The 24,489-nt window shown below is 59.7% G+C and carries 21 protein-coding genes; 10 read left to right on the forward strand and 11 right to left on the reverse strand.

The features are described from left to right. Positions 1–57 precede the first annotated feature (57 nt). A complete protein-coding gene (locus EDF70_RS15445) occupies positions 58–876 on the reverse strand; it encodes a L,D-transpeptidase (RefSeq protein WP_132275080.1) in 819 nt (272 codons plus the stop codon). Between the two features lie 107 nt (positions 877–983). Then, the gene (locus EDF70_RS15450; RefSeq protein ID WP_132275082.1) at positions 984–1,442 is read right to left on the reverse strand and encodes an Rrf2 family transcriptional regulator; all 459 of its coding nucleotides are present in this window, start codon (positions 1,440–1,442) and stop codon (positions 984–986) included. Positions 1,443–1,587: 145 nt separating this feature from the next. Between EDF70_RS15450 and EDF70_RS15455 the strand changes: the two genes are divergently transcribed. Further along, entirely contained in the window at positions 1,588–2,484 is an 897-nt protein-coding gene (locus EDF70_RS15455; protein WP_132275085.1) for an NAD(P)/FAD-dependent oxidoreductase, read from the forward strand. Positions 2,485–2,501: 17 nt separating this feature from the next. Here the strand turns inward: EDF70_RS15455 and EDF70_RS15460 are convergent, their stop codons facing one another. Continuing rightward, entirely contained in the window at positions 2,502–3,410 is a 909-nt protein-coding gene (locus EDF70_RS15460) for a prolyl oligopeptidase family serine peptidase (protein WP_132275088.1), read from the reverse strand. Between the two features lie 212 nt (positions 3,411–3,622). Between EDF70_RS15460 and EDF70_RS15465 the strand changes: the two genes are divergently transcribed. Beyond that, positions 3,623–5,881, forward strand: coding sequence for a methyl-accepting chemotaxis protein (locus EDF70_RS15465; RefSeq protein ID WP_132275090.1), 2,259 nt, complete (start codon positions 3,623–3,625; stop codon positions 5,879–5,881). Positions 5,882–5,958: 77 nt separating this feature from the next. Here the strand turns inward: EDF70_RS15465 and EDF70_RS15470 are convergent, their stop codons facing one another. From EDF70_RS15470 to EDF70_RS15485, 4 genes are all read right to left on the reverse strand, one after another. Next, the gene (locus EDF70_RS15470; protein WP_132275093.1) at positions 5,959–7,968 is read right to left on the reverse strand and encodes an acetyl/propionyl/methylcrotonyl-CoA carboxylase subunit alpha; all 2,010 of its coding nucleotides are present in this window, start codon (positions 7,966–7,968) and stop codon (positions 5,959–5,961) included. A gap of 12 nt (positions 7,969–7,980) precedes the next feature. Beyond that, positions 7,981–9,513 (reverse strand): acyl-CoA carboxylase subunit beta, encoded by a 1,533-nt coding sequence (locus EDF70_RS15475; RefSeq protein ID WP_132275096.1) that lies wholly within the window; start codon positions 9,511–9,513, stop codon positions 7,981–7,983. Positions 9,514–9,638: 125 nt separating this feature from the next. Next, positions 9,639–10,067, reverse strand: a complete 429-nt coding sequence (locus EDF70_RS15480; RefSeq protein WP_132275099.1) for a YqaA family protein — start codon at positions 10,065–10,067, stop codon at positions 9,639–9,641. Between the two features lie 93 nt (positions 10,068–10,160). Beyond that, positions 10,161–11,399: a PAS domain-containing protein gene (locus EDF70_RS15485; protein WP_132275101.1), complete on the reverse strand. Its 1,239-nt coding sequence runs from the start codon at positions 11,397–11,399 to the stop codon at positions 10,161–10,163. A 314-nt stretch (positions 11,400–11,713) separates the two neighbouring features. Here EDF70_RS15485 and EDF70_RS15490 point away from each other — a divergent pair, with 314 nt between their 5' ends. From EDF70_RS15490 to EDF70_RS15525, 8 genes are all read left to right on the forward strand, one after another. Next, complete coding sequence (locus tag EDF70_RS15490) at positions 11,714–12,355, forward strand: TetR/AcrR family transcriptional regulator (RefSeq protein ID WP_165932041.1); 642 nt, start codon at positions 11,714–11,716, stop codon at positions 12,353–12,355. Positions 12,356–12,373: 18 nt separating this feature from the next. Then, entirely contained in the window at positions 12,374–13,477 is a 1,104-nt protein-coding gene (locus EDF70_RS15495; RefSeq protein ID WP_132275107.1) for an efflux RND transporter periplasmic adaptor subunit, read from the forward strand. Position 13,478: 1 nt separating this feature from the next. Further along, positions 13,479–16,625, forward strand: a complete 3,147-nt coding sequence (locus tag EDF70_RS15500; RefSeq protein WP_132275109.1) for an efflux RND transporter permease subunit — start codon at positions 13,479–13,481, stop codon at positions 16,623–16,625. Positions 16,626–16,680: 55 nt separating this feature from the next. Further along, positions 16,681–17,061, forward strand: a complete 381-nt coding sequence (locus EDF70_RS15505; protein WP_132275112.1) for a pore-forming ESAT-6 family protein — start codon at positions 16,681–16,683, stop codon at positions 17,059–17,061. 409 nt (positions 17,062–17,470) lie between these two features. Next, the gene (locus tag EDF70_RS15510) at positions 17,471–18,106 is read left to right on the forward strand and encodes a trimeric intracellular cation channel family protein (RefSeq protein WP_245519182.1); all 636 of its coding nucleotides are present in this window, start codon (positions 17,471–17,473) and stop codon (positions 18,104–18,106) included. An 86-nt stretch (positions 18,107–18,192) separates the two neighbouring features. Continuing rightward, positions 18,193–18,351 carry a YqaE/Pmp3 family membrane protein gene (locus tag EDF70_RS15515; protein ID WP_112733530.1) on the forward strand — a complete coding sequence of 53 codons (159 nt, stop codon included), beginning with the start codon at positions 18,193–18,195 and terminating at the stop codon, positions 18,349–18,351. Between the two features lie 402 nt (positions 18,352–18,753). Then, a complete protein-coding gene (locus EDF70_RS15520) occupies positions 18,754–18,915 on the forward strand; it encodes a hypothetical protein (protein ID WP_348639721.1) in 162 nt (53 codons plus the stop codon). 135 nt (positions 18,916–19,050) lie between these two features. Next, entirely contained in the window at positions 19,051–19,827 is a 777-nt protein-coding gene (locus tag EDF70_RS15525) for a DUF1194 domain-containing protein (RefSeq protein ID WP_132275120.1), read from the forward strand. Positions 19,828–19,841: 14 nt separating this feature from the next. On the opposite strand, the gene EDF70_RS15530 is transcribed toward EDF70_RS15525, so the two are convergent. The 4 genes from EDF70_RS15530 to EDF70_RS15545 form a co-directional block, all read right to left on the reverse strand. Beyond that, on the reverse strand, positions 19,842–20,624 hold the full coding sequence (locus tag EDF70_RS15530; protein ID WP_132275123.1) for an SDR family NAD(P)-dependent oxidoreductase: 783 nt from the start codon (positions 20,622–20,624) through the stop codon (positions 19,842–19,844). Between the two features lie 76 nt (positions 20,625–20,700). Next, positions 20,701–21,720, reverse strand: a complete 1,020-nt coding sequence (gene tcuB, locus EDF70_RS15535) for a tricarballylate utilization 4Fe-4S protein TcuB (RefSeq protein WP_132275126.1) — start codon at positions 21,718–21,720, stop codon at positions 20,701–20,703. After that, complete coding sequence (gene tcuA / locus EDF70_RS15540; protein WP_132275129.1) at positions 21,707–22,927, reverse strand: FAD-dependent tricarballylate dehydrogenase TcuA; 1,221 nt, start codon at positions 22,925–22,927, stop codon at positions 21,707–21,709. Before tcuA ends, tcuB begins: the two co-directional genes overlap by 14 nt. A 170-nt stretch (positions 22,928–23,097) precedes the next feature. Further along, on the reverse strand, positions 23,098–24,198 hold the full coding sequence (locus tag EDF70_RS15545) for an RHE_PE00001 family protein (RefSeq protein ID WP_132275131.1): 1,101 nt from the start codon (positions 24,196–24,198) through the stop codon (positions 23,098–23,100). Positions 24,199–24,489 lie beyond the last annotated feature (291 nt).

A 24,489-nucleotide genomic window follows, 5' to 3' on the forward strand; every position in this document is an offset into this window, starting at 1 on the left:
GCCACGCAAAGGCTCAGAACTTTGCCGTGATCGCCACGACATTTTCCGTGACCGTGATCAGATCACCACGATCGTGGTCTTGGCCGGAATGCGGTTATAGAGATCGATGACGTCCTGGTTGAACATGCGAACGCAGCCGGAAGACGTCGCCTTGCCGACCGATTGCCAGTCCGGCGTGCCGTGGACGCGGTAAAGCGTGTCCTTGCCGTCCTTGTAGATATACATGGCGCGTGCGCCGAGCGGATTGTTGAGGCCAGGTGTCGCGCCACCTTCGGAGGCTGCAAACTGGCGCAGATCCGGTTGGCGGGCAACCATGTCTTCCGGCGGCGTCCAGCGCGGCCATTTGGCTTTCCACTGTACAGTGCCACGGCCGGTCCAGCCATAACCGGCCTTGCCGAGGCCGACGCCATAACGCATCGCCTTGCCGTTTTCCTGCACGAGATAGAGGAAATGCGCCTTGGTATCGACGACGATCGTGCCCGGCGCTTCCGCTGTCTGGTAGGAGACTTCCTGCCTCAGGTAACGCTGGTCGACACGCGAAGTGGGGATGGCCGGCAGCGTATGGCCCTCGTCGCGCATCACCTCATACATCGTGCGATGCACCGGGTTGGACACAGGCAGACCATAGGTCTGGTGGAAATCGGTCGGGTAGAGCTGGCGTTTATGCGGAATGGCCCCGGGCATCGGCGGTGGATTGTTGCTCGGTGGGTCCGCATATTCGGGAACGGCAAAGACTGGAGCGGTCTGCTGCACGAAAACGGCCGGATCCATCAGCGTCGTGTCGGTAACGAACAGGCAGCCGGAAAGGCTGGTGGTCGCGAACAATGTCGTGGCAAGCACGAACACGCGGCGAAGAGGCAGATGAGACAAGGACATGGGCAGAACCGCTTCCGGCAGATGACGTCGCGGTCAAACTAGACATCGCAACTGGCGCGAAGCTGGAGATTTTTTGTGATGGCAGCAACGAATGTCCAATCATGCCATCAGTCGCTGCGGCATCCTTTGGCTTCAGCCTCGTTTTTGGCGGCAGGAGGCGCAAAATCGGGCGCGATATCGGCCAGCGTCACACCGGCAAAACGCTTCAACAGCAACTGCTCCGCCTCGGCAAAAACATCCTTCAGCGTCGCGTTGACGCCCTGTTCGATCACACAGCCGGGCATATCGTAGGCCGGACCAACAGCGAAGACCGAAGGCTCGCCGACGGCGCGATAGATATCGAGCAGCGTCAGTTCGGAAAGCGGACGGGACAGGGTCCAGCCGCCGCCATGTCCTTTTTCCGAGGCAACATAGCCTTTTTCCCGCAGGCCCGCCATCGTGCGGCGGATAACCACCGGATTGGTGTCCAGCATTTTTGCGATCATATCCGACGTCAACGCACCGTCGTGATGGCCCATGTGGATCAGCACATGCAACATGCGTGAAAGCCGGCTGTCCTGTCGCATTTCATCCCTATCCGCCCATCGGGCCTGTTTTCTCTCCCTGCCAATACCATGGCCGGCCATCACTCGTCACAACAAAAGTTGCGTGACTATTGACTTCGTAATTTCACGTAACTTATGTTGTTTCGAAACTTCACGGGAGCATGCCATGAGCGATCACATCCATGACGTCATCATTGTCGGCGGCAGTTATGCCGGCCTTTCCGCCGCCTTGCAGCTTGGTCGTGCCCGTCGCGATGTGCTGATCATCGACGAGGGCAAGCGCCGCAACCGCTTTGCCGCCCGCTCACACGGTTTTCTGACACAGGACGGTATCGATCCGGCGGTGATCGCAGCGGAAGCGCGGGCGCAGGTCATGGAATACCCGACCATAAACTGGCTTGCCGGCCGTGCCGAAACAGCAGAGCGCACAGAAACAGGCTTTGCCGTCACCACTGCCGGCCAGCGCCACCTGTCGCGACGATTGCTGCTGGCGACCGGCGTGCGCGACATCCTGCCGGACATTGCCGGGCTGGAGGAACGCTGGGGCAAGGCGGTGTTTCACTGCCCCTATTGCCACGGTTACGAACTCAATCAGGGGCAGATCGGCGTCATCGCCGGTTCGGATCTTTCCATGCATCACGCGCTGATGCTGCCCGACTGGGGGCCGACGACATTTCTCATCAACAATGCCTTCGAACCCGACGCCGAACAGCTGAAAAACCTCGATGCACGCGGCGTCACACTCGAGCGCAACCCGATCGAAGAAATCACCGGACATGCGGACATTCGCCTTAAAGATGGCCGCATCCTCTCCTTCGCCGGCCTTTTCGCGCTGGCCCGCTTCGAACTGGCCAGCCCGCTGGCGCATCAACTCGGCCTGCAACTCGAAGAAAACCCGGTCGGTTCGGTGATCAGGACGGACCCGATGAAGGAAACCAGCATGGCCGGCGTCTTTGCCTGCGGGGATGCGGCGCGTCCGATGGCCTCCGTGGCACTGGCTGTCGGAGACGGCAATCTGGCCGGCGCCGGCCTGCATCGATCGCTGTTGTTCGGCGCGATCTGATCAGCAGTCCAATCGCTCTAAGCGAACTGATTAAAGAAGCGAATGCTTTCCACCACCGCGCCCGGCACCACGCCAGTGTGATTGCCGGGCAGCAGAATCTTGTCGATCGGCATCTTCGCGTCCCGCACCCGCGCCATCAGCAATTCGTGGTCGGCATCGAACGGACGCTCCTCGCTGCCACGCAAAAGCAGCGTCGGGCATTTCAGGCTCGACCCGAAACAGACCGAGGAGCGCATGATGAATTCTCGCGGGTTCGAGCCGTCAAACGGCATTTCATCCGAATAGCGGTGAAAATAGCGCCAGGAATTGACGCCCGCTGAAATCGGCGCCGCCGCCCGGAATTTTCGCGTCATTGCAGCCAGAAGCGACAGCGTGCCGCCATTCGAATGGCCGGCGATAAAAAGACGATTACGATCCACGCCGGCCAGGTTTTCCAGGTAGCTGGCGGCAGCAAGCGCATCCGCCGTCTCATCATAAAAACCGGAATAATTGCCGGCCTGTCCGTTCTCCCCGCGGAAAGATGGATGCAGCACAATAAAACCGGCCTCCCAATAGGCCTTCATCAGCGCCCAATGGCCATCGCCGGTGGCATTGCCACCGTGAAGAAACAGCACGGCCGGCTTCAACCTCGATGATGGCTGATATTCCGACAGCCAGGCGATCAGTTCGATCGAGCCGTGCGGACCACCCGGATACGTCACCGTGCGGGCGCCGGGCGGTGTGCCGAGCGCTGCGGATTTTTCCGGTGACGGGCCCCGGCGCAGCAGATGCGTGCGAAATCCTTGCCGGGCGATGGAATAGTCCTGCTTTTCCGCCGGCAGGCTGTCCGGCACAGTAAAGCCGGCAGCAGTGACACGAGACGGAAGCATGGTTGCGGCAACCAAACCCGACATCAGAAAGCGCCGCGTCATCTGCAATGCAACCATAGGATATACCTTGCTGTCAGAAAAATACTGACACAAAATAACACGTAAGATTGTGGCATTTGCAAGTCACATACAATATCGCAACCGGTAGTCGAGTTTATATTTTAATTTAATCTTCTTGATAAGTGAAATTTATCTAAAATTGAATATTTTGACGAATGGTCCACGGAGAACAACGTCTTTCGCTCCGCTGTACTAGGATATTCAGTGTAATGACCGATACCAACATAAGAAGCCCGCTGTGGATAAAGATCACCGGCTACGGCTTTGCTGCCGTGCTTTTCGCCAGCGCCGCTATCGGCGGACTTGCCTGGTACCGTCAGGCCGACATGAGCGACAAGGCGCTTTACAGCAAGGCGGCCAGTGATCTCGAAGTCATCCAGACAGATATGGCGGCAATCCAGCGCTCTGCTTCCGCACTGGCGCTGACACTTTCGGGAGAGCCCGATCTTGCCGGTTATATTGCCAATAATGACCGCCAGGCATTGCTGAACAAGTTCTCCAAGAACATGGCAACGATGAAGGAGGTCGGCGGACTGCAGATCATCACCATCGGCAATGCCAAGGGCGATATCGTCGCCCGTATACATTCGCCGGAAAAATTCGGCGACAACGTTATCGGCCGCCGCAAGACGATCCAGGCCGCCGTTTCGACTGGCAAGCTTGCCGCCGGTATCGAACCCGGCAAGAACGGCATCGGCATCTACGCCGTCGCCCCTGTCATCGTTGACGGAACCGTTGTCGGCGTCGTGGATATCGGCACGGAACTCTCCAATGCCTATTTTAACCCGCTCGCCAACCGCCTTGGCGCCGAGATTTCGGTGAATGTTACGCAGGAAGGCAAGCTGACCAACCAGTCCTCGACGCAGGGCGGCAATCCATTCCTGCCGGCAGAAACCATTCAGGCTGCATTCGACGGGAAAGAGGTTTTTGAACCTGCAACGCTTGGCGGCCGCGACATGCTCGTCAAAGCCGTTCCGTTCAAGTCCTTCTCCGGCGACAAGATCGGCGTTTTCGAAATCGGCACCGACACGACCGAGATTGCCGCTGCAGCCCGCAGCGCATTGTGGACCATGCTCGGCGTGACCCTCGCAACTTCGATCATCGCGCTGACCGCATTTTTCCTGTTTGCCAAATCGCTCGGCAATGCCATCGGTCGCCTGACCTCGACGATGGGACGCCTCGCCGCCGGTGATCTGAATGCGCAGGTGGAAGGTGAAAGCCGCCCGGATGAAACCGGTGCCATGGCCCGCGCCGTTCAGGTGTTCAAGGACAATGCCCTGAAAACCAAGGAACTGGAGCGCCAGGCCGACGAGCAGCGCAACATGACCGAAGAGCAGCGCCGCCAGAATGCCGAGGAAGCGCGCTTGCGTGCAGAGCAGATGGCGGAAGCCACCAATGGCCTGGCCACTGGCCTGCAGCATCTGTCCGCTGGCAATCTCGCCTACCAGCTTGACCGTCCGTTCGCCGAGGACTTCGAAAGCCTGCGTGCCAATTTCAACGCCGCCGTCAGCCAGCTGCGCGGCACACTCGGCTCGGTTGCCCAGGCAACCAGCGCCATCGACAGCGGTTCGCGCGAGGTCAGCCAGAGTGCCGACGACCTTTCCAAGCGTACCGAACAGCAGGCCGCCTCGCTGGAAGAGACGGCCGCCGCCCTCGACCAGATCACCGTCAACGTCTCCAATTCCTCCAAGCGCGCCGAAGAGGCCCGCACGGTGGCAATCCAGGCCAATGAAAGTGCTCGCCAGTCGGGTGCCGTCGTTGCCAATGCCGTGCAGGCAATGGGTCGCATCGAAGAATCGTCCGGCCAGATTTCCAACATCATCGGCGTCATCGATGACATCGCTTTCCAGACCAACCTGCTTGCTCTGAATGCCGGTGTCGAGGCAGCGCGTGCAGGCGAAGCCGGCAAGGGTTTTGCCGTCGTCGCCCAGGAAGTGCGCGAACTCGCCCAGCGTTCGGCCAATGCCGCAAAGGAAATCAAGGACCTGATCGGCAAATCCTCGATCGAGGTCGGCACCGGCGTCAAGCTGGTGCGGGAGACTGGTGAGGCATTGCGCACCATCGAGTCACATATCGTCACGATCAACCAGCATATGGACTCGATCGCCACATCCTCGCGCGAACAGTCGGTCGGCCTGTCGGAAGTCAACACGGCCGTCAACCAGATGGACCAGGTGACCCAGCAGAACGCAGCCATGGTGGAAGAAGCCAATGCTGCCGGCGCGACGCTTGCCACCGAAGCCGGACGCCTGCGCGAGCTGATCAGCCAGTTCCAGCTTGGCCAGAATGCCGCCTCGACAAATCCGGCATCGGCCCTGCGCCAGACCGCTGCCGTCATGGCCGCTTCGCCCCGCTCGACACCAAAAGCCTCGCCGGCGCGCGGCATGGTCGGCAAGATCGCCCAGGCCTTTACCGGCCGCGGCGGTGCGGCAACGGCAGCCGCCACCGACAACTGGGAAGAATTCTGATCCTTTCGGAATTCATCTGAAACAACGAGACGGCGGGACAGCGAAAGCGTCCCGCCGTTTCCATATCCGCCAAACCGTCACTCGAATTCCATGATCAGATCGTCGGTCGCGAGACTTTGGCCAAGCTCGGCGGCGACGTGTTTGACCACGCCCCTGCGCTCGGCCTTCAACACGTTTTCCATCTTCATCGCCTCGACCGAGACGAGCGGTTGGCCGGCTTCCACCGCATCACCGGCCTGAACGGTGATCGATGTGACCACGCCCGGCATCGGGCACAACAACATTTTAGACGTATCCGGCGGCAGCTTGACCGGCATCAGCCGCGCAAGGCCAGCGACCCGCTTTGAGCGCACGCGTGCCAAAACATCGATGCCACGAACACGAAGACGGATCGCCGAGCCGACAAGATTGACCTTTACCGCCAAACTTTCGCCGCCGACGACACACTGCGCCAGCGTCTGACCCGGCAACCAGTCGCAGGTTACCGACAATGACGAACCGTCGGCAAACACCGCGTCGCTTCCGTCCTTCAGAGACAGCGCGACCTCGCCATGCGGCAACATCACCACCCAGTCGTCTCCGACAACAGCCCGGCGATTGGCAAGCACTCCCGAAATTTCAGCGGCTCTCAGGCGGATCGTTCGGTTGATGAGGGCCGCGATGGTGGCGAGCTTTTTTGATGACAGATCATTCGGTGCGACACCGTCAAACCCATCCGGAAATTCTTCCGCGATATAGGCCGTCGTCAACCGGCCGCTGCGAAACCGCTCCTGGCTCATGACTGCCGACAGGAATGGCAGGTTATGGCCGATCCCCTCCAGCTCGAAACGATCCAGCGCCTCCGCCATCGCATCGACAGCGGCCAAACGGGCCACATTCCCCTCGCCCGGCGCCCAGGTACAAAGCTTGGCGATCATCGGATCGTAATACATCGAGATCTCGCCGCCTTCGAACACGCCGGTATCGTTGCGCAGGATCGTGCCATCGGCCATCGCACCTTCAGCCGGCGGGCGATAGCGCGTCAGCCGGCCGATCGACGGCAGAAAGTTGCGATAGGGATCCTCGGCATAAAGCCGGCTTTCGATCGCCCAGCCATTCAACTTGATATCGTCTTGGCCAAAACCGAGTTTTTCGCCGGCGGCAACGCGGATCATCTGTTCCACCAGATCGATGCCGGTCACCAGTTCCGTCACCGGATGCTCGACCTGCAGGCGGGTGTTCATTTCCAGAAAATAGAAATTGCGATCGCCATCGACGATAAATTCCACCGTGCCGGCCGAGTGATAACCAACGGCCTTGGCCAGCTTGACCGCCTGCTCGCCCATGGCTTTTCGCGTGGCTTCATCAAGGAAGGGCGATGGCGCTTCCTCGATCACCTTCTGGTTTCGCCGCTGGATCGAGCATTCGCGTTCACCGAGATAAAGCGTGGTGCCGTGGTTATCGCCAAGAACCTGAATTTCGATGTGGCGCGGTTGAGTGACGAATTTTTCGATGAAAATCCGGTCATCGCCAAAGGCGTTTCTGGCCTCGTTTTTCGACGACTGAAAACCTTCGCGCGCCTCAGCGTCATTCCAGGCGATGCGCATGCCCTTGCCGCCACCACCGGCAGAGGCCTTGATCATCACCGGATAACCGATCGAGGTCGCGATCTTCACGGCCTCATCCGCATCCCCGATCAGCCCCATATGGCCGGGCACGGTGGAAACACCGGCATCGGCCGCGATCTTTTTCGAGGTTATCTTGTCGCCCATCGCCTCGATGGCACCGACCGGCGGGCCGATAAAGGCGACGTTCGCCGCTTTCAGCGCTGCCGCAAAAGCCGCATTTTCCGACAGAAACCCATAACCGGGATGCACGGCGTCCGCTCCGGTCTTGGCGATCGCCTCGATGATCTTGTCGATGACCAGATAGGACTGGCTCGACGCGGCCGGGCCGATATGCACCGCCTCATCCGCCAGCGCCACATGCAGCGCATTGGCGTCCGCATCCGAATAAACGGCAACGGTGGCAATGCCCATCTTTTTCGCCGTCTTGATAACCCGGCAGGCGATCTCGCCACGATTGGCAATGAGGATTTTCTTGAACATTTCAGGCCTCCTCTAAAGCGGAATCGTGTCGTGTTTTTTCCAATGCGTTTTCACCTGCTTGTTGCGCAGCAAGGCAAACGCGCGGGCGATACGCCGCCGTGAGGAATGCGGCATGATCACCTCATCGATAAAACCGCGTTCGGCCGCCACGAACGGGTTGGCGAACCGCGCCTCATATTCGCTCTGGCGCACGGCAATCTTGTCCGCATCGCCGAGTTCGGAACGATAGAGAATTTCGGTTGCGCCCTTCGCCCCCATCACTGCGATCTCGGCCGTCGGCCAGGCATAGTTGATATCCGCGCCGATATGTTTTGACGCCATCACGTCATAAGCGCCGCCATAGGCTTTACGCGTGATCAACGTCACCATCGGCACCGTCGCTTCCGAATAGGCGAACAGCAATTTGGCGCCGTGCTTGATGACGCCACCATATTCCTGCGCCACACCCGGCAGAAAACCGGGCACATCCACCAGCGTCAAAAGCGGAATGGAAAACGCATCGCAGAAACGCACGAACCGTGCCGCCTTGCGCGAACTGTCGATATCGAGGCAGCCGGCCAGCACCATAGGCTGGTTGGCGACGACACCGATCGTCTGCCCTTCCAGCCTGATGAAGCCGGTGATGATGTTTTTCGCAAAGGCTTCCTGGATCTCGAAAAAATCGCCCTCATCGGCGAGCGCGAGGATCAGTTCCTTCATGTCATAGGGTTTTGCGGCGCTGTCGGGGATCAGCGTATCGAGCCGCATTTCAAGGCGGTTCGGATCGTCGTGAAACGGCCGCGAGGGCACGCCGCTGCGATTGTTAGCCGGCAAAAAGTCGAACAGCTGCCGCACCGCCTCCAGCGCTTCGACATCGTTTTCGAAGGCGGCATCGGCAACGGATGATTTTTTCGTATGGGTGGAAGCGCCGCCCAGATCTTCCGCAGAAACGATCTCGTTGGTGACCGTCTTCACCACATCCGGGCCGGTGACGAACATGTAGGCGGTGTCGCGCACCATGAAGATGAAATCGGTCATGGCCGGCGAATAGACGGCACCACCGGCGCATGGGCCCATGATCACGGAAATCTGCGGGATGACGCCTGAGGCCTCGGCATTGCGGCGAAACACTTCTGCATAACCGCCAAGCGAAGCAACACCTTCCTGAATACGCGCGCCGCCCGAGTCATTGAGGCCGATCACCGGCGCACCGACCTTCACCGCCATATCCATGACCTTGCAGATTTTCTGCGCATGGGTTTCCGACAGCGAGCCGCCGAGCACGGTGAAATCCTGGCTGAAAACATAGACCTGCCGGCCGTTGATCGTGCCCCAGCCGGTGACGACGCCATCGCCGGCGATCTTATGGTTTTCCATGCCGAAATCGGTGCAGCGATGGGTGACATACATGTCGAATTCTTCGAACGATCCTTCGTCCAGCAGAACCTCGATGCGTTCGCGCGCCGTCAGCTTGCCCTTGGCATGCTGAGCCGCAATACGCTTCTCGCCGCCGCCCAGCCGCGCTTCGGCACGACGACGCTCCACCTCGTCCAGCACAGTTTGCATGATGCCTCCCGCTATGCACTTCGCAAGCAGTCATAACTGATGATTGTCAGGCGGAAAGCAAGACGGCGCCGATGCAGGTTGGAATTTTGGCGTCGGCAAGGAGCATGCGCTACTGGTCGAACAAGTCAGACAAGGCCGACCGTGATGGCGGCAAGAATGGCGTAACGCGCCGTCTTGGCAATCGTGACCAGAAGGATGAAAACCGGCAGCGGCTCTTTCATCACGCCGGCAACAAGCGTCAGAGGATCGCCGACGATCGGCAACCAGCTGGCCAGCAGCGACCATTTTCCATAAAGTCGATACCAGGCTTGCGCCTTTTCGAGAGCTTTTGGCCTGAGCGGAAACCAGCGGCGATCACGAAACCGCTCGACGCCACGGCCCAAAAGCCAATTGACGATGGACCCCAGAACATTGCCCACCGAGGCGACGACAACGAGCAACCACACCGAATATTCTCCGGTGACGATCAGGCCGACCAACACCGCTTCGGACTGGGCCGGAAAAATGGTGGCGGCAACGAGCGCGGCGATGAACAGGCTGAAATAGGCAGTCATGCGTTTGGTTTACACGGTTGTCGCTGCGACACACATGTCAAAACGTTCGGATGCAAGTCGAACCGATACACAGATCCGTCAACAGAAACCGCACTAGATTTCCTCAAACAGCGGCTTGCCGAAGGTCAGCTGCGCGACGCCGACCTTGACGACGTCATTCAGGCTGAGGATGTCATCCAGACCGCTGCGCAATATGTCCTGAAAGGCCTGCAAATCGGCCAGCAGATCGGACAGCACTGCCGTTTCCAGATAACCCGCCTCGACCTTGCCCATCACCCTGATCGCAGCGAGGCCGGCGCTCAGCCGCTTTATCTCAAAAACCTCCTCGGCAAAGCGGCGCACTTCGCGCTGGACATCAAAAACGGTGCGCACCGCATCCTGACGGTAGCGGTCTCGCTGTTGCTTCAGCAGCGCGGCTTCCGAAACATGATCGAAATACGGGAGAGGACGCTCGCCGTCGAATATAGTGGCGATTTCATCCTGAATTTCCGACGTCGCAAGAAGGAAGGCACCCTGATGGACTGCCTGCGACACGCGCTCGGTCGCAGCGATGAACTTGTCGAGCCCCAGTCGGATCTGCCCGGACAATTCCTCGTAATTGTTGGAAATCGTGCTGATCGCCTTGCCGGTATCGCCGAGCCGGCTTGCCTGCACGGTGAGGTTCAGCGGCACAAAACGGTATCTCTGATAACCCGCGGCGATGGTGGACGCCGCTTCCAGCAGCAGTTTCGATGCCGACATCAGCTGACCATAAAGCGCCACGGCGGGATGTGCATCCTTTTGCAGATGCCCGGAGCGGCTTGCCAGTTCCGCCGTCAGGCTGGCTCCCATGAAACCATCATAGCTCGAAAAGCCGAGGGCAGAGAGCCTTTGCAGCAAACGCTGCGCACTCTGCGATGGAGACAGGCCCTCGGTCTCCTCCGCTTTCAACAGATCCGCATATTCGCGCAATACGATGGGCAGGAGCGCGCTGCTCGGTTTCATGCGCACCGACATATATCCCGCCGCGATCGGCGAAATGATCGCGTAGACCCAGTAATAACGCCCGTCCTTGGCGCGGTTTTTCACATAGGCGCCAGTCGGCCTGTTCTGACGCAACCGATCCCACAGAAGCTGAAACACGGCGCGCGGCATATCCGGGTGGCGAACGATATTGTGGGGCTTTCCAAGAAGCTCCTGCCAGCAGAAACCGCTGATCTTCTGAAAGACCGTGTTGCCGGCCTGTATCTTTCCCCGCTCATCCGTGCGGGAGAAAAACAGCTCGGCAAAGTCGAGTGGAATTTCGCGCTCGAGCGAAAATTGCTTTTTGGAAGAAACATCCTGATCGCGCATAGAAAATATCCAGCAATATAAACCTCCCACCCAGTCTAAAATTTGCAGAGATATTCGTAATTCTATTCAATTCGGCGGATTTGATCGAGATCAAACATCAATACAGGCGAGGGACGACGATCCACTGAAAACACGTAGCAATCGGGCACGGAAGGCGAAAAACCATTTCTGGGTGTAAAACCGAAACCGAGCCTGACCAACCGCCGGACATGCCGGAGCCGATACCCTGCGTCGCATCACGCCTCAAAATTGTCACTAACTGCCATAATAATTGCCATAAACCGACAACTGATTTGTTCCGGTTGGGAGAGGATATGAGCAGTCGCCGCGAAGATGCCCGTCTGACCGTAGCGCGCCATGCTGCCCGCCTGTTCGTGGAAAATGGATTGGCGGCCACGAGTGGCGCACAGATCGCCAATGCTGCCGGCCTGTCGGAACGCACCATCTGGCGCTACTTCGCCTCGAAGGAAAGCTGCGTCGAACCGCTGTTTTTATCCACCGCCCTGCGCTTTCACGCCAAGCTGCGGCAATGGCCCCGCAATGTGTCGATCGAAGCGCATCTCTATGAATGCTGCCGGCTCGATGACGCATCGCCTCAAGACATTGCCGACGGCGTTCTGGTGGTGCGGCTTCTCACCCGGATGGCGACGGAACCGGCATTGCGCGCCGTCTGGCTGTTTGCCTGTTACCGGGTCGAACAGGACATGATCGACGTCGTTGCCGATCGGCTCGATCGATCGAAGAAGGATTTCGATGTTCGCTTATGCGCCGCGACCGTTGCTGCGGCGATGCGGATGATCGACGAAACGATCAGCATCGCCTCCATTGAACACGGCCAGAAATTCACCACCGAGCAGGTCGTTCACGAGCTTGCACAGGCAATCCGCAAGGCCAGCACTTTACCCATTTGCGATCCGGTCACGCCCAACGTTTTCGGCGCACCGACCCGGCAATGACCCTGAAAGGGACAAACCATGACGACCAAGGGCATTTCGAGCTTCAGCAGATTGGCAACCGTCGCCGTCATCGGCCTTGTGTTGGTGGCAGGCGGTGCCAGCGCGCAACAGCCGGCAAAACTGGAAGGGCCGCTGGAACTTGCCCCGGTCGATGTCAGCAAGGCTGTCCGGCAGGATATCGCAACGGAAGTGCGCATCGCCGGCTCGCTGACGCCGATCCGCCGGTCGACGCTGACATCGCGGGTCTCTTCCACCATCGTTGAACTGCCCGTGCAGATCGGCGACGTCGTCAAGGCCGGCGATCTGCTGGTGCGGTTCGACACCGAGGGACTGGCCTCGGCCGTCACCGCCCGCAAGGCAGAGGTCGATGCGCTGAATGCCCAGGTCGAGCTGGCCGAATCCGTGCTTGAACGCAACACGGCACTGGGAGAGCGTGGCGCCGCATCGGACGCCACCCGGCTGGAGGCGCGCGCCAACCTGTTGAACCTGCGCGCGCAGCTGCGCTCGAAACAGGCGGAGGTCGCCGATTCCGAACGCTCGCTAGCCTATGCCGAACTGCGCGCCGAATTCGACGGTGTCGTGTCCGCCCGCCCGGTCGAGCAGGGCCAGACCGTTGCGCTCAACACCGAGCTGATGACGATCGTCGATCTCAGCCGCATGGAGGTCGATGCCGGCGTGCCGACCAGCCGCATCCCGCTTGTGCAGCTGGAACAGCCGGTCGAGCTTTCGGTCGAAGGTTTCGCCGGCCGCACATTTGCCGGCAAGGTGATGCGCATCTCGCCGACCGCCGTTGCCGGTTCGCGCGCCGTGCGCGTTTTCGTCGCCATCGACAACAATGAGGGCCTGCTGCGTGGTGGCATGTTCACCACCGGCATTCTCAAGGTTGATGATCGCAAGGGTGTGATCGCTTTGCCGACGGCTGCGATCCGGCATGACGGCGACGGCACTTTTGTGCTGAAGGTGGACGGCAATGCGCTGCGCCGCCAACCCGTCAATCTCGGCACGAGCTGGACGGACCGCAACCTCGTGGAAGTGTCGGGCGTGACCGAAGGCGAAACGATCGTCACGGCGCCGCTGCCGGACCTGGTCGCCGGCACCGCCGTCAGCGTCGAGGGCCTCTGATATGTTTCTCACCCGCATCAGCGTCGGTCACCCCGTTTTCGCCACCATGATGATGGTGACGATCCTCGTGGTTGGCCTGTTCTCCTATTCGCGCCTCGGGGTCGACCAGTTCCCGGAAACCGACCTTCCTATCGTCGTCGTCGCCACCACCTATACCGGCGCCTCGCCGGCCTCGGTGGAAAGCGAAGTGTCACGGCCGATCGAATCCTCGCTCAACACCATCGGCGGCATCGATACGATCACCTCGGAATCCTACGAGGGCCGTTCGATCGTCGTCGTGCAGTTCGAACTCGACGTGGACAGCCAAGTGGCCGCGCAGGAAGTGCGGGACCGCGTGGCGCGTCTGGAAGCCACTTTTCCGGACGAAGTCGACACGCCGCAGGTCACCCGCTTCAACCCGGATGACCAGCCGATCCTGTCGATCGCTGCCTCCTCCCCCACCCGCACGCTTTCGGAAATCACCACGCTTGCCAACCGCGTCATCACCAACCGGCTGAGCGTCATCGGCGGTGTCGGCCAGATTTCACTGGTCGGCGGCAGCGAGCGGCAGGTCCTCGTGGTGGTCGATCCCGACCGGCTGGAGGCTTATGGCGTCAGCGTTTCGACGATTATGGATGCCATTCGCCGCGAAAATCAGGACCGCGCCGCCGGCACACTGATCTCCGGCATCAACCAGCGCATCGTCACCGTCGAAGGCCGCATTCCCGATGCCGCGGGCTTCAACAGCATCATCGTGGCCCAGAGCGGCGGTTATCCCGTCTACCTCTCGGATGTCGCTTCCATTCTCGATACCGGCGCCGAAATCACCAGCCGCGCTACCTATCAGGGCGCGCCGTCGCTCGGTCTCGATATCGTCAAGGTTCAAGGGGCCAACACCGTCGAGGTGGCTTCGGCCTTGCGCAAGGAAATCACCACTCTCAACACCGAGCTTGCCAAGGAAAATGTCGAGCTCACCATCACCCGCGACAATTCCCGCGCCATTGCCTCGCAGGTCTCGGAAGTGCAACGCACGCTGATCGAAGGCGGCGTGCTGACGGTGCTGATCGTCTTCGTTTTCCTCAACTCATGGCGCTCCACCGTCATTACCGGCCTGACGCTGCCGATCTCCGTCATCGGCACGTTCGCGGTCATTTATGCGCTCGGCTTCACCCTCAACACGATGACGCTGATGGCGCTGTCCCTGTCGATCGGCATTCTCATCGATGACGCCATCGTCGTGCGTGAAAACATCACCCGCCATCTGCAAATGGGCAAGGACCACGTCAAGGCGGCACTGGATGGCACCAACGAGATCGGCCTTGCCGTTCTCGCCACCACGCTATGCATCGTCGCGGTGTTTCTGCCTGTCGCCTTCATGGGCGGCCTGATCGGCCGCTTCTTCCTGCAATTCGGCGTCACCGTCGCCGCAGCAGTGATGATCTCGCTGTTCGTGTCCTTCACACTTGATCCGATGCTGTCGAGCGTCTGGCATGATCCGCAAAGCCAGAAGGGTGCCAAGCGCGGGTTTATCGGCCGCGCCGTCGAACGGTTCGATCACTGGTTCGAGGGATTGGCCGGGCGTTATCGTTCGCTCATCCACTGGACCTTCGACCACCGCAAGACGACGATTGCCATCGTTGCCGCCATGTTCGTCGGAAGTCTGGCTCTGATCCCGCGCATCGGCGCCGAATTTCTGCCGCCTGCCGATCAGGGCGAAGTCAGCGTATCGCTGGAGGCAGCCCAGGGGTCCTCCCTCGATTATATGGCCGCGAAGGTCAGCCAGGTCGAAAAGGCACTGCGTGAATTCCCTTATGTCTCGGCCACCTATTCCACCATCAATTCCGGCGGCGCGCGTGGCTTCAACCAGGCCAATGTCGCCGTGCAGCTGGTGCCGAATGCCGACCGCACCGTGACGACGGCACAGAGCATCGATCCGATCCGCCAGCGGCTGGCCCGTATTGCCGGGTTGGAAATCTCCGTTGGCCAGTCCTCCGGCATGGGCGGCGCATCGAAACCGCTGCAGCTTTCGATCCTCGGTGACGGCGATCAGGAACTGCGCCGCATCTCCGACCAGATCACCACAGCGCTTGCCGCAGTTCCGGGCGCAACGGAAGTGGAATCCTCGATTGAGAACGTCCGGCCGACCATCGCGGTCAGGGTACGCCGTGAAGCGGCAAGCGATCTCGGCGTGTCGATCTCCACGATCGGCGATACGCTGCGGCCTCTTGTGGCCGGTGATGCGATCTCTGTGTGGAATGCGCCGGATGGCGAATCCTACGACGTGACGCTCCGTCTGCCGGCAACGGGCCGGCGCGACGCGGCGCAGCTGCGCAACCTCACCATTTCCACCGGCCGCACCGATGACGACGGCAAGCCGATCACCGTGCTGCTCGATCAGGTTGCCGATGTGGTGGAAAGCACGGCGCCGGACTCCATCACCCGCAAGGATCTTTCGCGCGAAGTGCGCATCTCCAGCAATATCGAAGGCCGTGCACTGGGTGACATCACGACAGATCTCAATGCCGCCATCGCCAAGATGGATATCCCCGTCGGCTACCGCATCTCGTTTGGCGGCGATGCGGAAAACCTTGCCGAGAGCATGGGGTATGCCGTGCAGTCGCTCGTACTCGCCGTCATCTTCATCTACATCATCCTCGCTTCGCAGTTCGGCTCGTTCATCCAGCCGATCGCCATCATGATGACGCTGCCGCTATCGCTGATCGGCGTGTTGCTCGGGCTGTTGTTCACCGGCTCGACGCTCAACATGTTTTCCATGATCGGCTTCATCATGCTGATGGGCCTCGTCACCAAGAACGCCATCCTGCTGGTCGATTACTCCAATCTCGGCGTGCGCGATGGCAAGACCCTGCGCCAGAGCCTTGCCGATGCCGGCGCGGTGCGCCTGCGGCCGATCATCATGACCACGCTTGCGATGATTTTCGGCATGCTGCCGATGGCGCTGGGGTTGGGCGAAGGCGGCGAACAGCGCGCTCCGATGGCGCATGCGGTGATCGGCGGGCTGATCTCCTCGACGCTGCTGACACTGGTCTTCGTGCCGGTGGTGCTGACCTATCTCGATGGCATGGGCCGCCGCGTGTCACGCTGGTTTTCGCATTCCCCGGAAAAGCGCCCATCCACTCTGGCCGCACCGGATCAGAACCCTAATTAAGCGACCGCTGGCATATCCAAATCATTGTCAGGCTAGGGATTTTAAGGAAACACAGATGAAGAAAATCGTTTTGACCGGTCTGGTGGCGCTCGGCTTTGTTGCGCCGGCTTTTGCGCAAGCCACCAACGAGCAGATGGAAATGGCCTATAACTCGGCCCGCAACCAACTAGGCGTCCTGAAATATTGCCAGAACGAAGGCCATATCGACGGCGCGGCCGTCACCGTACAGGGCAAGCTGATTGCGCTCATTCCGGCGCCGAGCGACACGACCAAGGGCGACGAAGCCGAAAAGATCGGCGAAAAAGGCACGATCGCCGCCATGGGTGTGAACCAGGAGCTCGCCGCGTCCGCCAACGCGCAGAATGTTACCGAAAAGCAGTTTTGCGATGTTGTCGCCAACGCCGTGAAGCAGGTCGGCGACCAGTTGCCGAAGTAAGTTTTTCTGGCCCTGCCCACTTCTTGCATTGTCGAGGAGGGGAACGGATATCGGACAAGTCCCCCTCTGGCCTGCCGGCCATCTCCCCCACAAGGGGGGAGAAAACTTGCGGCAACCACCTGCCCCAACTGAGCCAAAACGGATCGGCCGGGTTAAGCCCCTCCCCCTTGTGGGGAGGGGTTTGGGGCGGGGTCTTTCGTCCTAAATAAGAAGGCCTTGCTTAGACGCGACACAATGTTCAGACGACCGGTCGGCAAACGCCGCCGGTCGTTTTTCGTTTAGGACAGGTTTGCTGTAATGATGGGCAAACTGCCCATGCGACATGCATGCCGCTTGTTTCCGGCAGGACGGCCGCATAAAGCATGCAACGAAGTGGATGCCGGGCATTCCGGCCAACAAGGAGAGCGGCGTGCTGACCCTTCTGGACTATGCGGGCGTCGTCGTTTTTGCAGCCGCCGGCGCGCTTGCCGCGTCGCGCAAACAGCTCGATATCATCGGTTTTCTGTTCTTCGCGGCCGTGACCGGCGTTGGCGGCGGAACGCTGCGCGACCTCATTCTCGGCAGGCTGCCGGTCTTCTGGGTCAAGGAACCCGCCTATATTATCGTCTGTGTGGCGACGGGCTTTCTGGTCTTCTTCTCCGCCCATCTTGTCGAGTGGCGCTACAAGCTGCTGCTCTGGCTCGATGCGCTTGGCCTTGCCGCCTATAGCGTCATGGGTGCGCTTATCGGCCTTGAAACCACGGGCTCCCCCATTATCGCCATCGTCACCGGCATGCTGACCGCCACCTGCGGCGGTGTACTGCGCGATATTCTGGCCGATGAACCGTCTGTTCTGTTGCGTCCGGAAATCTACATATCGGCAGCTCTTGCCGGTGCCGGCATCTTCGTTCTCTGCCAGTCTCTCGACATGTCTCTTTACGCCAGCGCCGCAGCGGGTTTTGCCGCCGCTTTCGCGTTGCGCGGCGGTGCGCTTTATTACGGCTGGACCATACCGCGTTATCGCCCACGCCCCGGACGTGATCCGGATGATGCCTTAAAGAAATAAAAAGCAATGGCAAGGTCGGGAACAGATGAACCAAAAACGCACCTGCGCGTTATAGGGCTGAAATTGTTCCAGCAAAGGACCTGAAATTGGACGTTATTCGTATTCTTTTCGCTATTTTCCTGCCACCCGTCGGCGTTTTTCTGCAGGTCGGCCTCGGGCTTCATTTCTGGCTGAACATCCTGCTCACCCTGTGCGGATACATTCCCGGCATCATCCACGCCATCTGGGTCATCGTGAAGAAGTAAACAAACGCCGGTGCGGCGCGATCTGCACCGGCATTTTCACGCTCTGCCGGCTCCGTTCCGAGATATTCAACGCGAGTTCGAGCCACTTATACGTGACAAAATCCAATTATATTCTGTAAACGCGTATTTTTACGGAATAACGAGTACATATCATCTTAAAAGAGCGGTGAGATAACCGCAATTATTGCCTGTTATAAATTGTACATCATTGATTTCATTGGAAAAACAAAACCACCTTTTTTGGTAATGTTTACTTGGTGCGTTTCGCGCCGAGTACAGCTGCGTTATTTGTGAAGTGCGAAATGATTCGCGTGAATATTGGCTAGATGATTTAGCGAGGCTGCTTTGAACGAGCAAAGTAGTACAATTGAGTCCTGGGCTTTCCAGAGAGCACACCAGATCGTGGTTCACCAGGGTCTGAGTCTTGTCGATGCGGCACAGTCGCTCGACCACAAGCGTACCAGCAACCATACCTATGCATTGCGGCAGGCGATTTCCGATTGCCTGCTGGAAGCCCTGAAACACGGCCTCGGCCGCCAGGGACCCGAAGAAGTCATACAGTAAAATCCCGGAAATACCGGCGGGCGCGAAATTTTGGTTGATGATCACCGTTATGTGACACGGTGCTGACACCAAGGTCTCGCGCCGCCTGTCTTCTGTGTTACTCTTCTAATAGATTAACGCAGTGACGGGGTTGAAATGCTGGTCACCTTTGCGATGCTCATGGGGCTTTCCGCCTCTCCCAATCTCACGGCTGCAACAGCGGGCGGTGAGGTGGATGTCGAACTAGCGCTTGCCGTCGATGTCTCGCGCTCGATGGATTACGAAGAAGTACGGATCCAGCGACAGGGTTATGTCGAAGCACTCTCCCATCCTGAATTCATCAACGCCGTCAAAGGTGGAATGCTCGGACGCGTCGCCATCAGCTATTACGAATGGGCCGGCGAAGTCGATGAAGCCTCGGTCATAGACTGGCAGATCATCGAGACGGAAGCGGACGCCAAGGCGTTTGCCGACAAGATCGCCGCGCGCCCGGTCGCCACCCAGCGCCGCACATCGATCTCCGCGGCGATCGGTTATGGTGCGACATCGATCATCGCCAACGATTATCGCGGTATGCGGCAGGTCATCGATGTATCGGGCGACGGGCCGAACAATATAGGCGTGCCGGTGCTGCCCGTGCGCGACAAGGCTATCGAAGCCGGGATTGTCATCAATGGTCTCGCCATCATGCTGCGCCCTTCCGGCACGGCGGGTGGATTGGACCGTTATTATTCCGACTGCGTGGCCGGCGGACCCGGCTCCTTTGTCCTGCCCGTGCACAAAATCGAGGATTTCGCCACGGCCGTGCGCCGCAAGATGGTGATGGAGGTCAGCAACATTTCCCCCTCACCTCAAATGCACAGGATCGCAGCCGAGCCGAAGGCCGACTGTCTTTCCGGCGAGCGGCAATGGCAGGATTTTCTCGATCGCTAATGACAGAGCATCTGTCAGCGCAAAAGCCCCTGCCCGCCATCGATATAGATCGGCACGCCGGTGATGTGTCTTGAACGCGGCGACGCAAGGAACTGCACGAGATCGGCGACATCCTCGCTGCGGCCAGGCCTGCCATCGCTGATCGGCACCTGCCCCGCCGGCCACTCCACCGGGATCGCCGTCTCTTCCGCATGTCGCTGGCGTGTATTGTCCTCGATACTGGTCTCGATCTCGCCGGGGCAGATCGCGTTGACGCGGATGTGGTGTTTTCCAAGCTCCAGCGCCAGCTGCTGCACCATCGCCACCTGCCCTGCCTTGGTCGCGGCATAGGCGGTCGCGCCGGGTGTCGTGAATGTACGGTTTCCGTTGATCGACGAAATGACGATGATCGAGCCACCGCCCTGTGATTTCAGATGCGGCACGGTGGTATGCAGTGTGAGATAGGTGCCTCGCAGATTGACCGAAATCGTTTTGTCCCATTCCTCGGGCTTGAGATCGTCGATCGGCGCCCAGACGCCATTGATGCCCGCATTGGCGACCACGATATCCAGCTGTCCATAGGTCGTCACAAGCTCATCGACGGCGCGACGCATATCACCCTCCGAAGCCACGTCTGCTTCCAGAACCAGCGCCTGCCCGCCCGCATCGACGATTTCCGTTACCGTCCTTTCGATCTCGGATCGCGTGTGACCGAGAATACCTACCTTGGCCCCCTGCCCGGCCAGCATGATCGCTGCCGCCTTGCCGATGCCGGAACCCGCGCCGGTTACCAGCGCCACCTGAGATTTCAGCTCCATGAAAGATCCTTTCGCCGCAGTGCAACCTTTCACCGCCAACGAAAGAAATCTGCCAAGGTTCCGCGAGTGACCCAGATCAGCCGTGCCGCCGCTCCATTGCGGCCCGCAGCAACGCGGCTGCCCGGTACGCGCCGTGTGCCAGCTTGCCGGTCGAGATAAACAGGAAGAGGCTAAGCACCGCGCCGAAATGGATGGCGAGCAGCATGCCCATCATCATCGTCTCGCGCCATATCAGCAACGCAAAACCGCTGACCGAAACCAGCATCAGCAAAGCCAGCAACATGTAGCCGCCGGCGGTCTGAGCCTGCCGCCGCCGGTCACGCCGCAACCTGCTCCACCACAAACCGCCGCAGCCGAACATCATCAGGCTACCACCGATGCTGCCGAGAACGACTGGCAGGCTGGTCATCGGATAGGGCGCCTGAAGACCAATGCTGTGGTGATAGACGGTCGCGACCGCAGTCGAGCCAAAGCAGAAACCAAAGCCGGTGACCAGACCATGATGCGCCCATCGCCGCATTCCGCCATGATCACAAGCAATGCCGCCACCCTCCAGATTGCGCAGGGTCAGACTGTCGGCCAGCGCCGTCATGATCGCACCACGCGGATTACCGCCGCCACTGCTGCGCCAAAAGCGGAAGATCCCGAAGCCAAGGGCAGCAAGTGAACTCATGAGCGCGATGCCGGCACCAATGCTCAGAACCGACCAGGGCAGCACTACGTAAAAGGCACCGGGCCCCAGATGCCGGGCAAACAGGATATCCGATGGCACGAGGAGGAATGTCATCAGCGGCGCCAGCGGCACAAAAAGCAATGTTAGCCACGACCATATCTTCGGCCACAACTGCGACCGCACATCGGCAAGATTTTTCGGTGGATCGATCTCAAAAACATGCGGCGGGGCATATTGGCATGCTTCGAGACAATTGCCGCAATCGTGGCAGAGATGGGCGAGATAGGTGATGTCGCCATCCAAAAGCTGCGGCCGCCTGCCCGCGGCGCGGAACATTTCGCAAAAGCCGCTGCAGTAATCGCAGACGATGCAGATGGCGAGCATCCGCCGGGCTTCGTCCGACAGGGTTTCATCCAAGCGCATGACGGGCTGCCTCCTCACCTGCGATACGCCCGAAGACAGCGCTGATCGTCAGCGCCGTGCCGGAGAGATAACCGATGTGCAGAACCGCCGGCGCCATGATTGCACCTGCCGCGAACAGATTTTTGCTCACCGAACCATCGCCCATTTTCACCCGAGCACGCGTATCGACCCGCAGACCATGGCAGGAAAAGGTCAGCCCCGACACGACCGGATAAGCAAAAAACGGCGCTTTTCTCACCCGGCCGGATTGCCGCGCCGAGCAGGAAAGAGCCGCGAAATCGACCTCGATCAACGCGGCCATCTCGCCAAGATTTGCCGCACGGATGGGCTCGAAGGCCAACCGGGGCATCGCTGCCATGCCTCCCGCATCGAGAACAAGCGTTGCGCTGGGCACCGGCAAGGCGGCAATCGTCTGCCCCCAAATCGAATAGCGCCGGGACCCGACAATCGCCGTCTCGTCGGCAAACCGTCTGCCTTGCGCATCGACCATCATCCCGAATTGCATGCCATCGATGCGCGTCACGATCCCTCCGTCATGGCGGGGTGAGCGGGCGTCGACGGCAACCAGATGTACCGCCCCCGAGACGCCGGCCACCGCAGCCCCTGCCCGGATCAAGCCTTCCATCGGTGCGCCCACATTGAACGGCGTACCGCGATTGATGAACCGCTGCCGGGCATCGGCCTGATCACCTCCACAGCACAGAACCACTGCTGCAGATGGCAACTCACAAAGGGTATCGATGTCCCATGGCGTCTCGTAGCTGACCGCAATACCAAGCGCCTCGATCCTTGCATAAAGTGCGTTGGTTGCCGCCTTTCCACCGCCCAGAAAGAACGCCGTCCTGCGGGAAAACGGGATATGTTTCGTCTGGAAAACCACGCCCTGGTCGGCAAGCCATTCGCCGAGATCAGCCGCGCGGGACGCCAGCATATCGATCAATGCGGCATCCCCATCTCCACGCGAGACCTCGGTCAGCTCCCGAGCAAATTCCTCGACCGGGTAAATGCCCGGAGAATAGGAACTGATGCCATCGTGCGGGATGCGGATATTGCGGGCATGGCGCAGATTGCCACCGCGCATATGCCGGGGAGACGCTTCCAGAATCCGCACCGTCGCACCCGCCTTTTGCGCTGATATGGCCGCACACAAGCCGGCCATTCCGCCGCCGACGACCAGCACCTCCGCCTTGGACGGAGGCGGCCTCATGCCTGAAAACGGCCCGCATTTCGCTCGGTGCGGCGCAGCCATTCGGATGAAATTTGAAAAAGTTGCCAGCTGACAACTCTGGAATAATCGGACTTCATGAGCCCTATCTGACCTAAACGGGGTAGCCTGTCCTTGACATCAAACAAGCTCCCGACGGGCCAAAGCCCGCATCAGAGAACACCCCAGGCGCGAAAGCGACCGCGACCGGTCAGTTCCCGCAGGTTCAATTCACCCGCTATTTTCAACGCCCCTTGCGGGGTCACCGACAGCGCGTCTGCGATCATGCCTGTGGAAACGATCGGGTTGGAGAGAATGAGATCGATCAGTTGCGGCAGCTTCGAGGAGCTTCGACGCCCGGCAAGGCGGTGCTCCATCTGCTGCCGTGCCAGCAGCAGGCGATCATGTTCCTTGAGACCGCTTTCGGCCGCCTCGCGCATCGCCTCGATCATCGCAATGAGCCGGACATCGCGATCGCGATGCGTCCTCTTTTGACGTTGAACCTGTTTCAGGCCGACGCTGATCGGCAGCAGATAACCTGCCGTCAGCCCAGCCTCATGCAGAATTGCGGCGGCCAGCAACCGACCCAACCAAGGCACATGTTGAAGAACCTGCAGCACATTCCAGGCATCCAGCACCACCGCCGCACGCACCACCGCCGGCAAACCGTCACTGTCTTTCAGCGCGCGTTGCCACTCCGCAAGCCGCTCATCCTCGTTCCAGTCGGGCTCATAAACAAGTGCATCCCGTTCCGCCGTATCGCGTAAAAGCGCGGTTCCCTTCGCCGCAGCCAGCAGCGCTTCACTGCGCGCAAGGATGACATCGATCGCGGCCAGCTCCGCACCGAGCGGATCCTCATCACCTTCCATCGGCATCATATCCGGTGGCGTCGAAACGGACTTTATCTCAAGATCGGTTTCGGGACCGTCGCCACTCCGCCGCAGCCTGCGGACACCATCCATGCTCAACGCCCAGCCCGGCGGGTTGGCAAGGATCCGACGTCGCGACCGAAGCACGTCCTGCGCGATGGTCAGTTCATGCGTGGGTTTTCGGACCCCCATGCCTGCATCATGCAGGACGAGATCCTCCATATGGACCAGTTCGCCATCCACCCAAAGGGATGCGCAGGCGTCGAAAAAGTGAGACCGGGCCAGCCAGCCATCTCCATGCTGCGAGCGCATGACGCGCTCATCAAGACGCGCCAATGCAGCAGAGGCGGCGGTGGCCGGCTGCAGAAAGTCCTGAAATGGCAGCATTGCGAATTCATACCGCATCCCTCATGGCTAATCGATTCCATTAACCGAGGCGATAGGCGCCATGAATTATAATGCTGGCAACTGAAATTCACTGTACAGAAAAGTAGCAAACGAGCCGAGCCGGTGAGCCAAAACGGCACAAGAACATGACATTACGGGCCACGAAGCTTGCCAATTCAAGCGCCTCAAGTCACGTTTCATCTATCTGAATTATAATGATAATTATTGCGAATTGAAACCTAAACAGCCATTCGGTTTCAGCACATCGACTTCTACACCGACGAGCCTAGTTCAATCAATGCGCCCTCC

This window comes from Neorhizobium sp. JUb45 (assembly GCF_004343585.1).
In the GTDB taxonomy this organism is placed as follows: Bacteria; Pseudomonadota; Alphaproteobacteria; order Rhizobiales; family Rhizobiaceae; genus Neorhizobium.

Bases quoted from the DNA above. Each gene is read 5' to 3' on its own strand.
- EDF70_RS15445 (WP_132275080.1), bottom strand. From the start codon at position 876: ATGTCCTTGTCTCATCTGCCTCTTCGCCGCGTGTTCGTGCTTGCCACG.
- EDF70_RS15450 (WP_132275082.1), bottom strand. From the start codon at position 1,442: ATGCGACAGGACAGCCGGCTTTCACGCATGTTGCATGTGCTGATCCAC.
- EDF70_RS15455 (WP_132275085.1), top strand. From the start codon at position 1,588: ATGAGCGATCACATCCATGACGTCATCATTGTCGGCGGCAGTTATGCC.
- EDF70_RS15460 (WP_132275088.1), bottom strand. From the start codon at position 3,410: ATGGTTGCATTGCAGATGACGCGGCGCTTTCTGATGTCGGGTTTGGTT.
- EDF70_RS15465 (WP_132275090.1), top strand. From the start codon at position 3,623: ATGACCGATACCAACATAAGAAGCCCGCTGTGGATAAAGATCACCGGC.
- EDF70_RS15470 (WP_132275093.1), bottom strand. From the start codon at position 7,968: ATGTTCAAGAAAATCCTCATTGCCAATCGTGGCGAGATCGCCTGCCGG.
- EDF70_RS15475 (WP_132275096.1), bottom strand. From the start codon at position 9,513: ATGCAAACTGTGCTGGACGAGGTGGAGCGTCGTCGTGCCGAAGCGCGG.
- EDF70_RS15480 (WP_132275099.1), bottom strand. From the start codon at position 10,067: ATGACTGCCTATTTCAGCCTGTTCATCGCCGCGCTCGTTGCCGCCACC.
- EDF70_RS15485 (WP_132275101.1), bottom strand. From the start codon at position 11,399: ATGCGCGATCAGGATGTTTCTTCCAAAAAGCAATTTTCGCTCGAGCGC.
- EDF70_RS15490 (WP_165932041.1), top strand. From the start codon at position 11,714: ATGAGCAGTCGCCGCGAAGATGCCCGTCTGACCGTAGCGCGCCATGCT.
- EDF70_RS15495 (WP_132275107.1), top strand. From the start codon at position 12,374: ATGACGACCAAGGGCATTTCGAGCTTCAGCAGATTGGCAACCGTCGCC.
- EDF70_RS15500 (WP_132275109.1), top strand. From the start codon at position 13,479: ATGTTTCTCACCCGCATCAGCGTCGGTCACCCCGTTTTCGCCACCATG.
- EDF70_RS15505 (WP_132275112.1), top strand. From the start codon at position 16,681: ATGAAGAAAATCGTTTTGACCGGTCTGGTGGCGCTCGGCTTTGTTGCG.
- EDF70_RS15525 (WP_132275120.1), top strand. From the start codon at position 19,051: ATGCTGGTCACCTTTGCGATGCTCATGGGGCTTTCCGCCTCTCCCAAT.
- EDF70_RS15530 (WP_132275123.1), bottom strand. From the start codon at position 20,624: ATGGAGCTGAAATCTCAGGTGGCGCTGGTAACCGGCGCGGGTTCCGGC.
- tcuB (WP_132275126.1), bottom strand. From the start codon at position 21,720: ATGCGCTTGGATGAAACCCTGTCGGACGAAGCCCGGCGGATGCTCGCC.
- tcuA (WP_132275129.1), bottom strand. From the start codon at position 22,927: ATGAGGCCGCCTCCGTCCAAGGCGGAGGTGCTGGTCGTCGGCGGCGGA.
- EDF70_RS15545 (WP_132275131.1), bottom strand. From the start codon at position 24,198: ATGCGGTATGAATTCGCAATGCTGCCATTTCAGGACTTTCTGCAGCCG.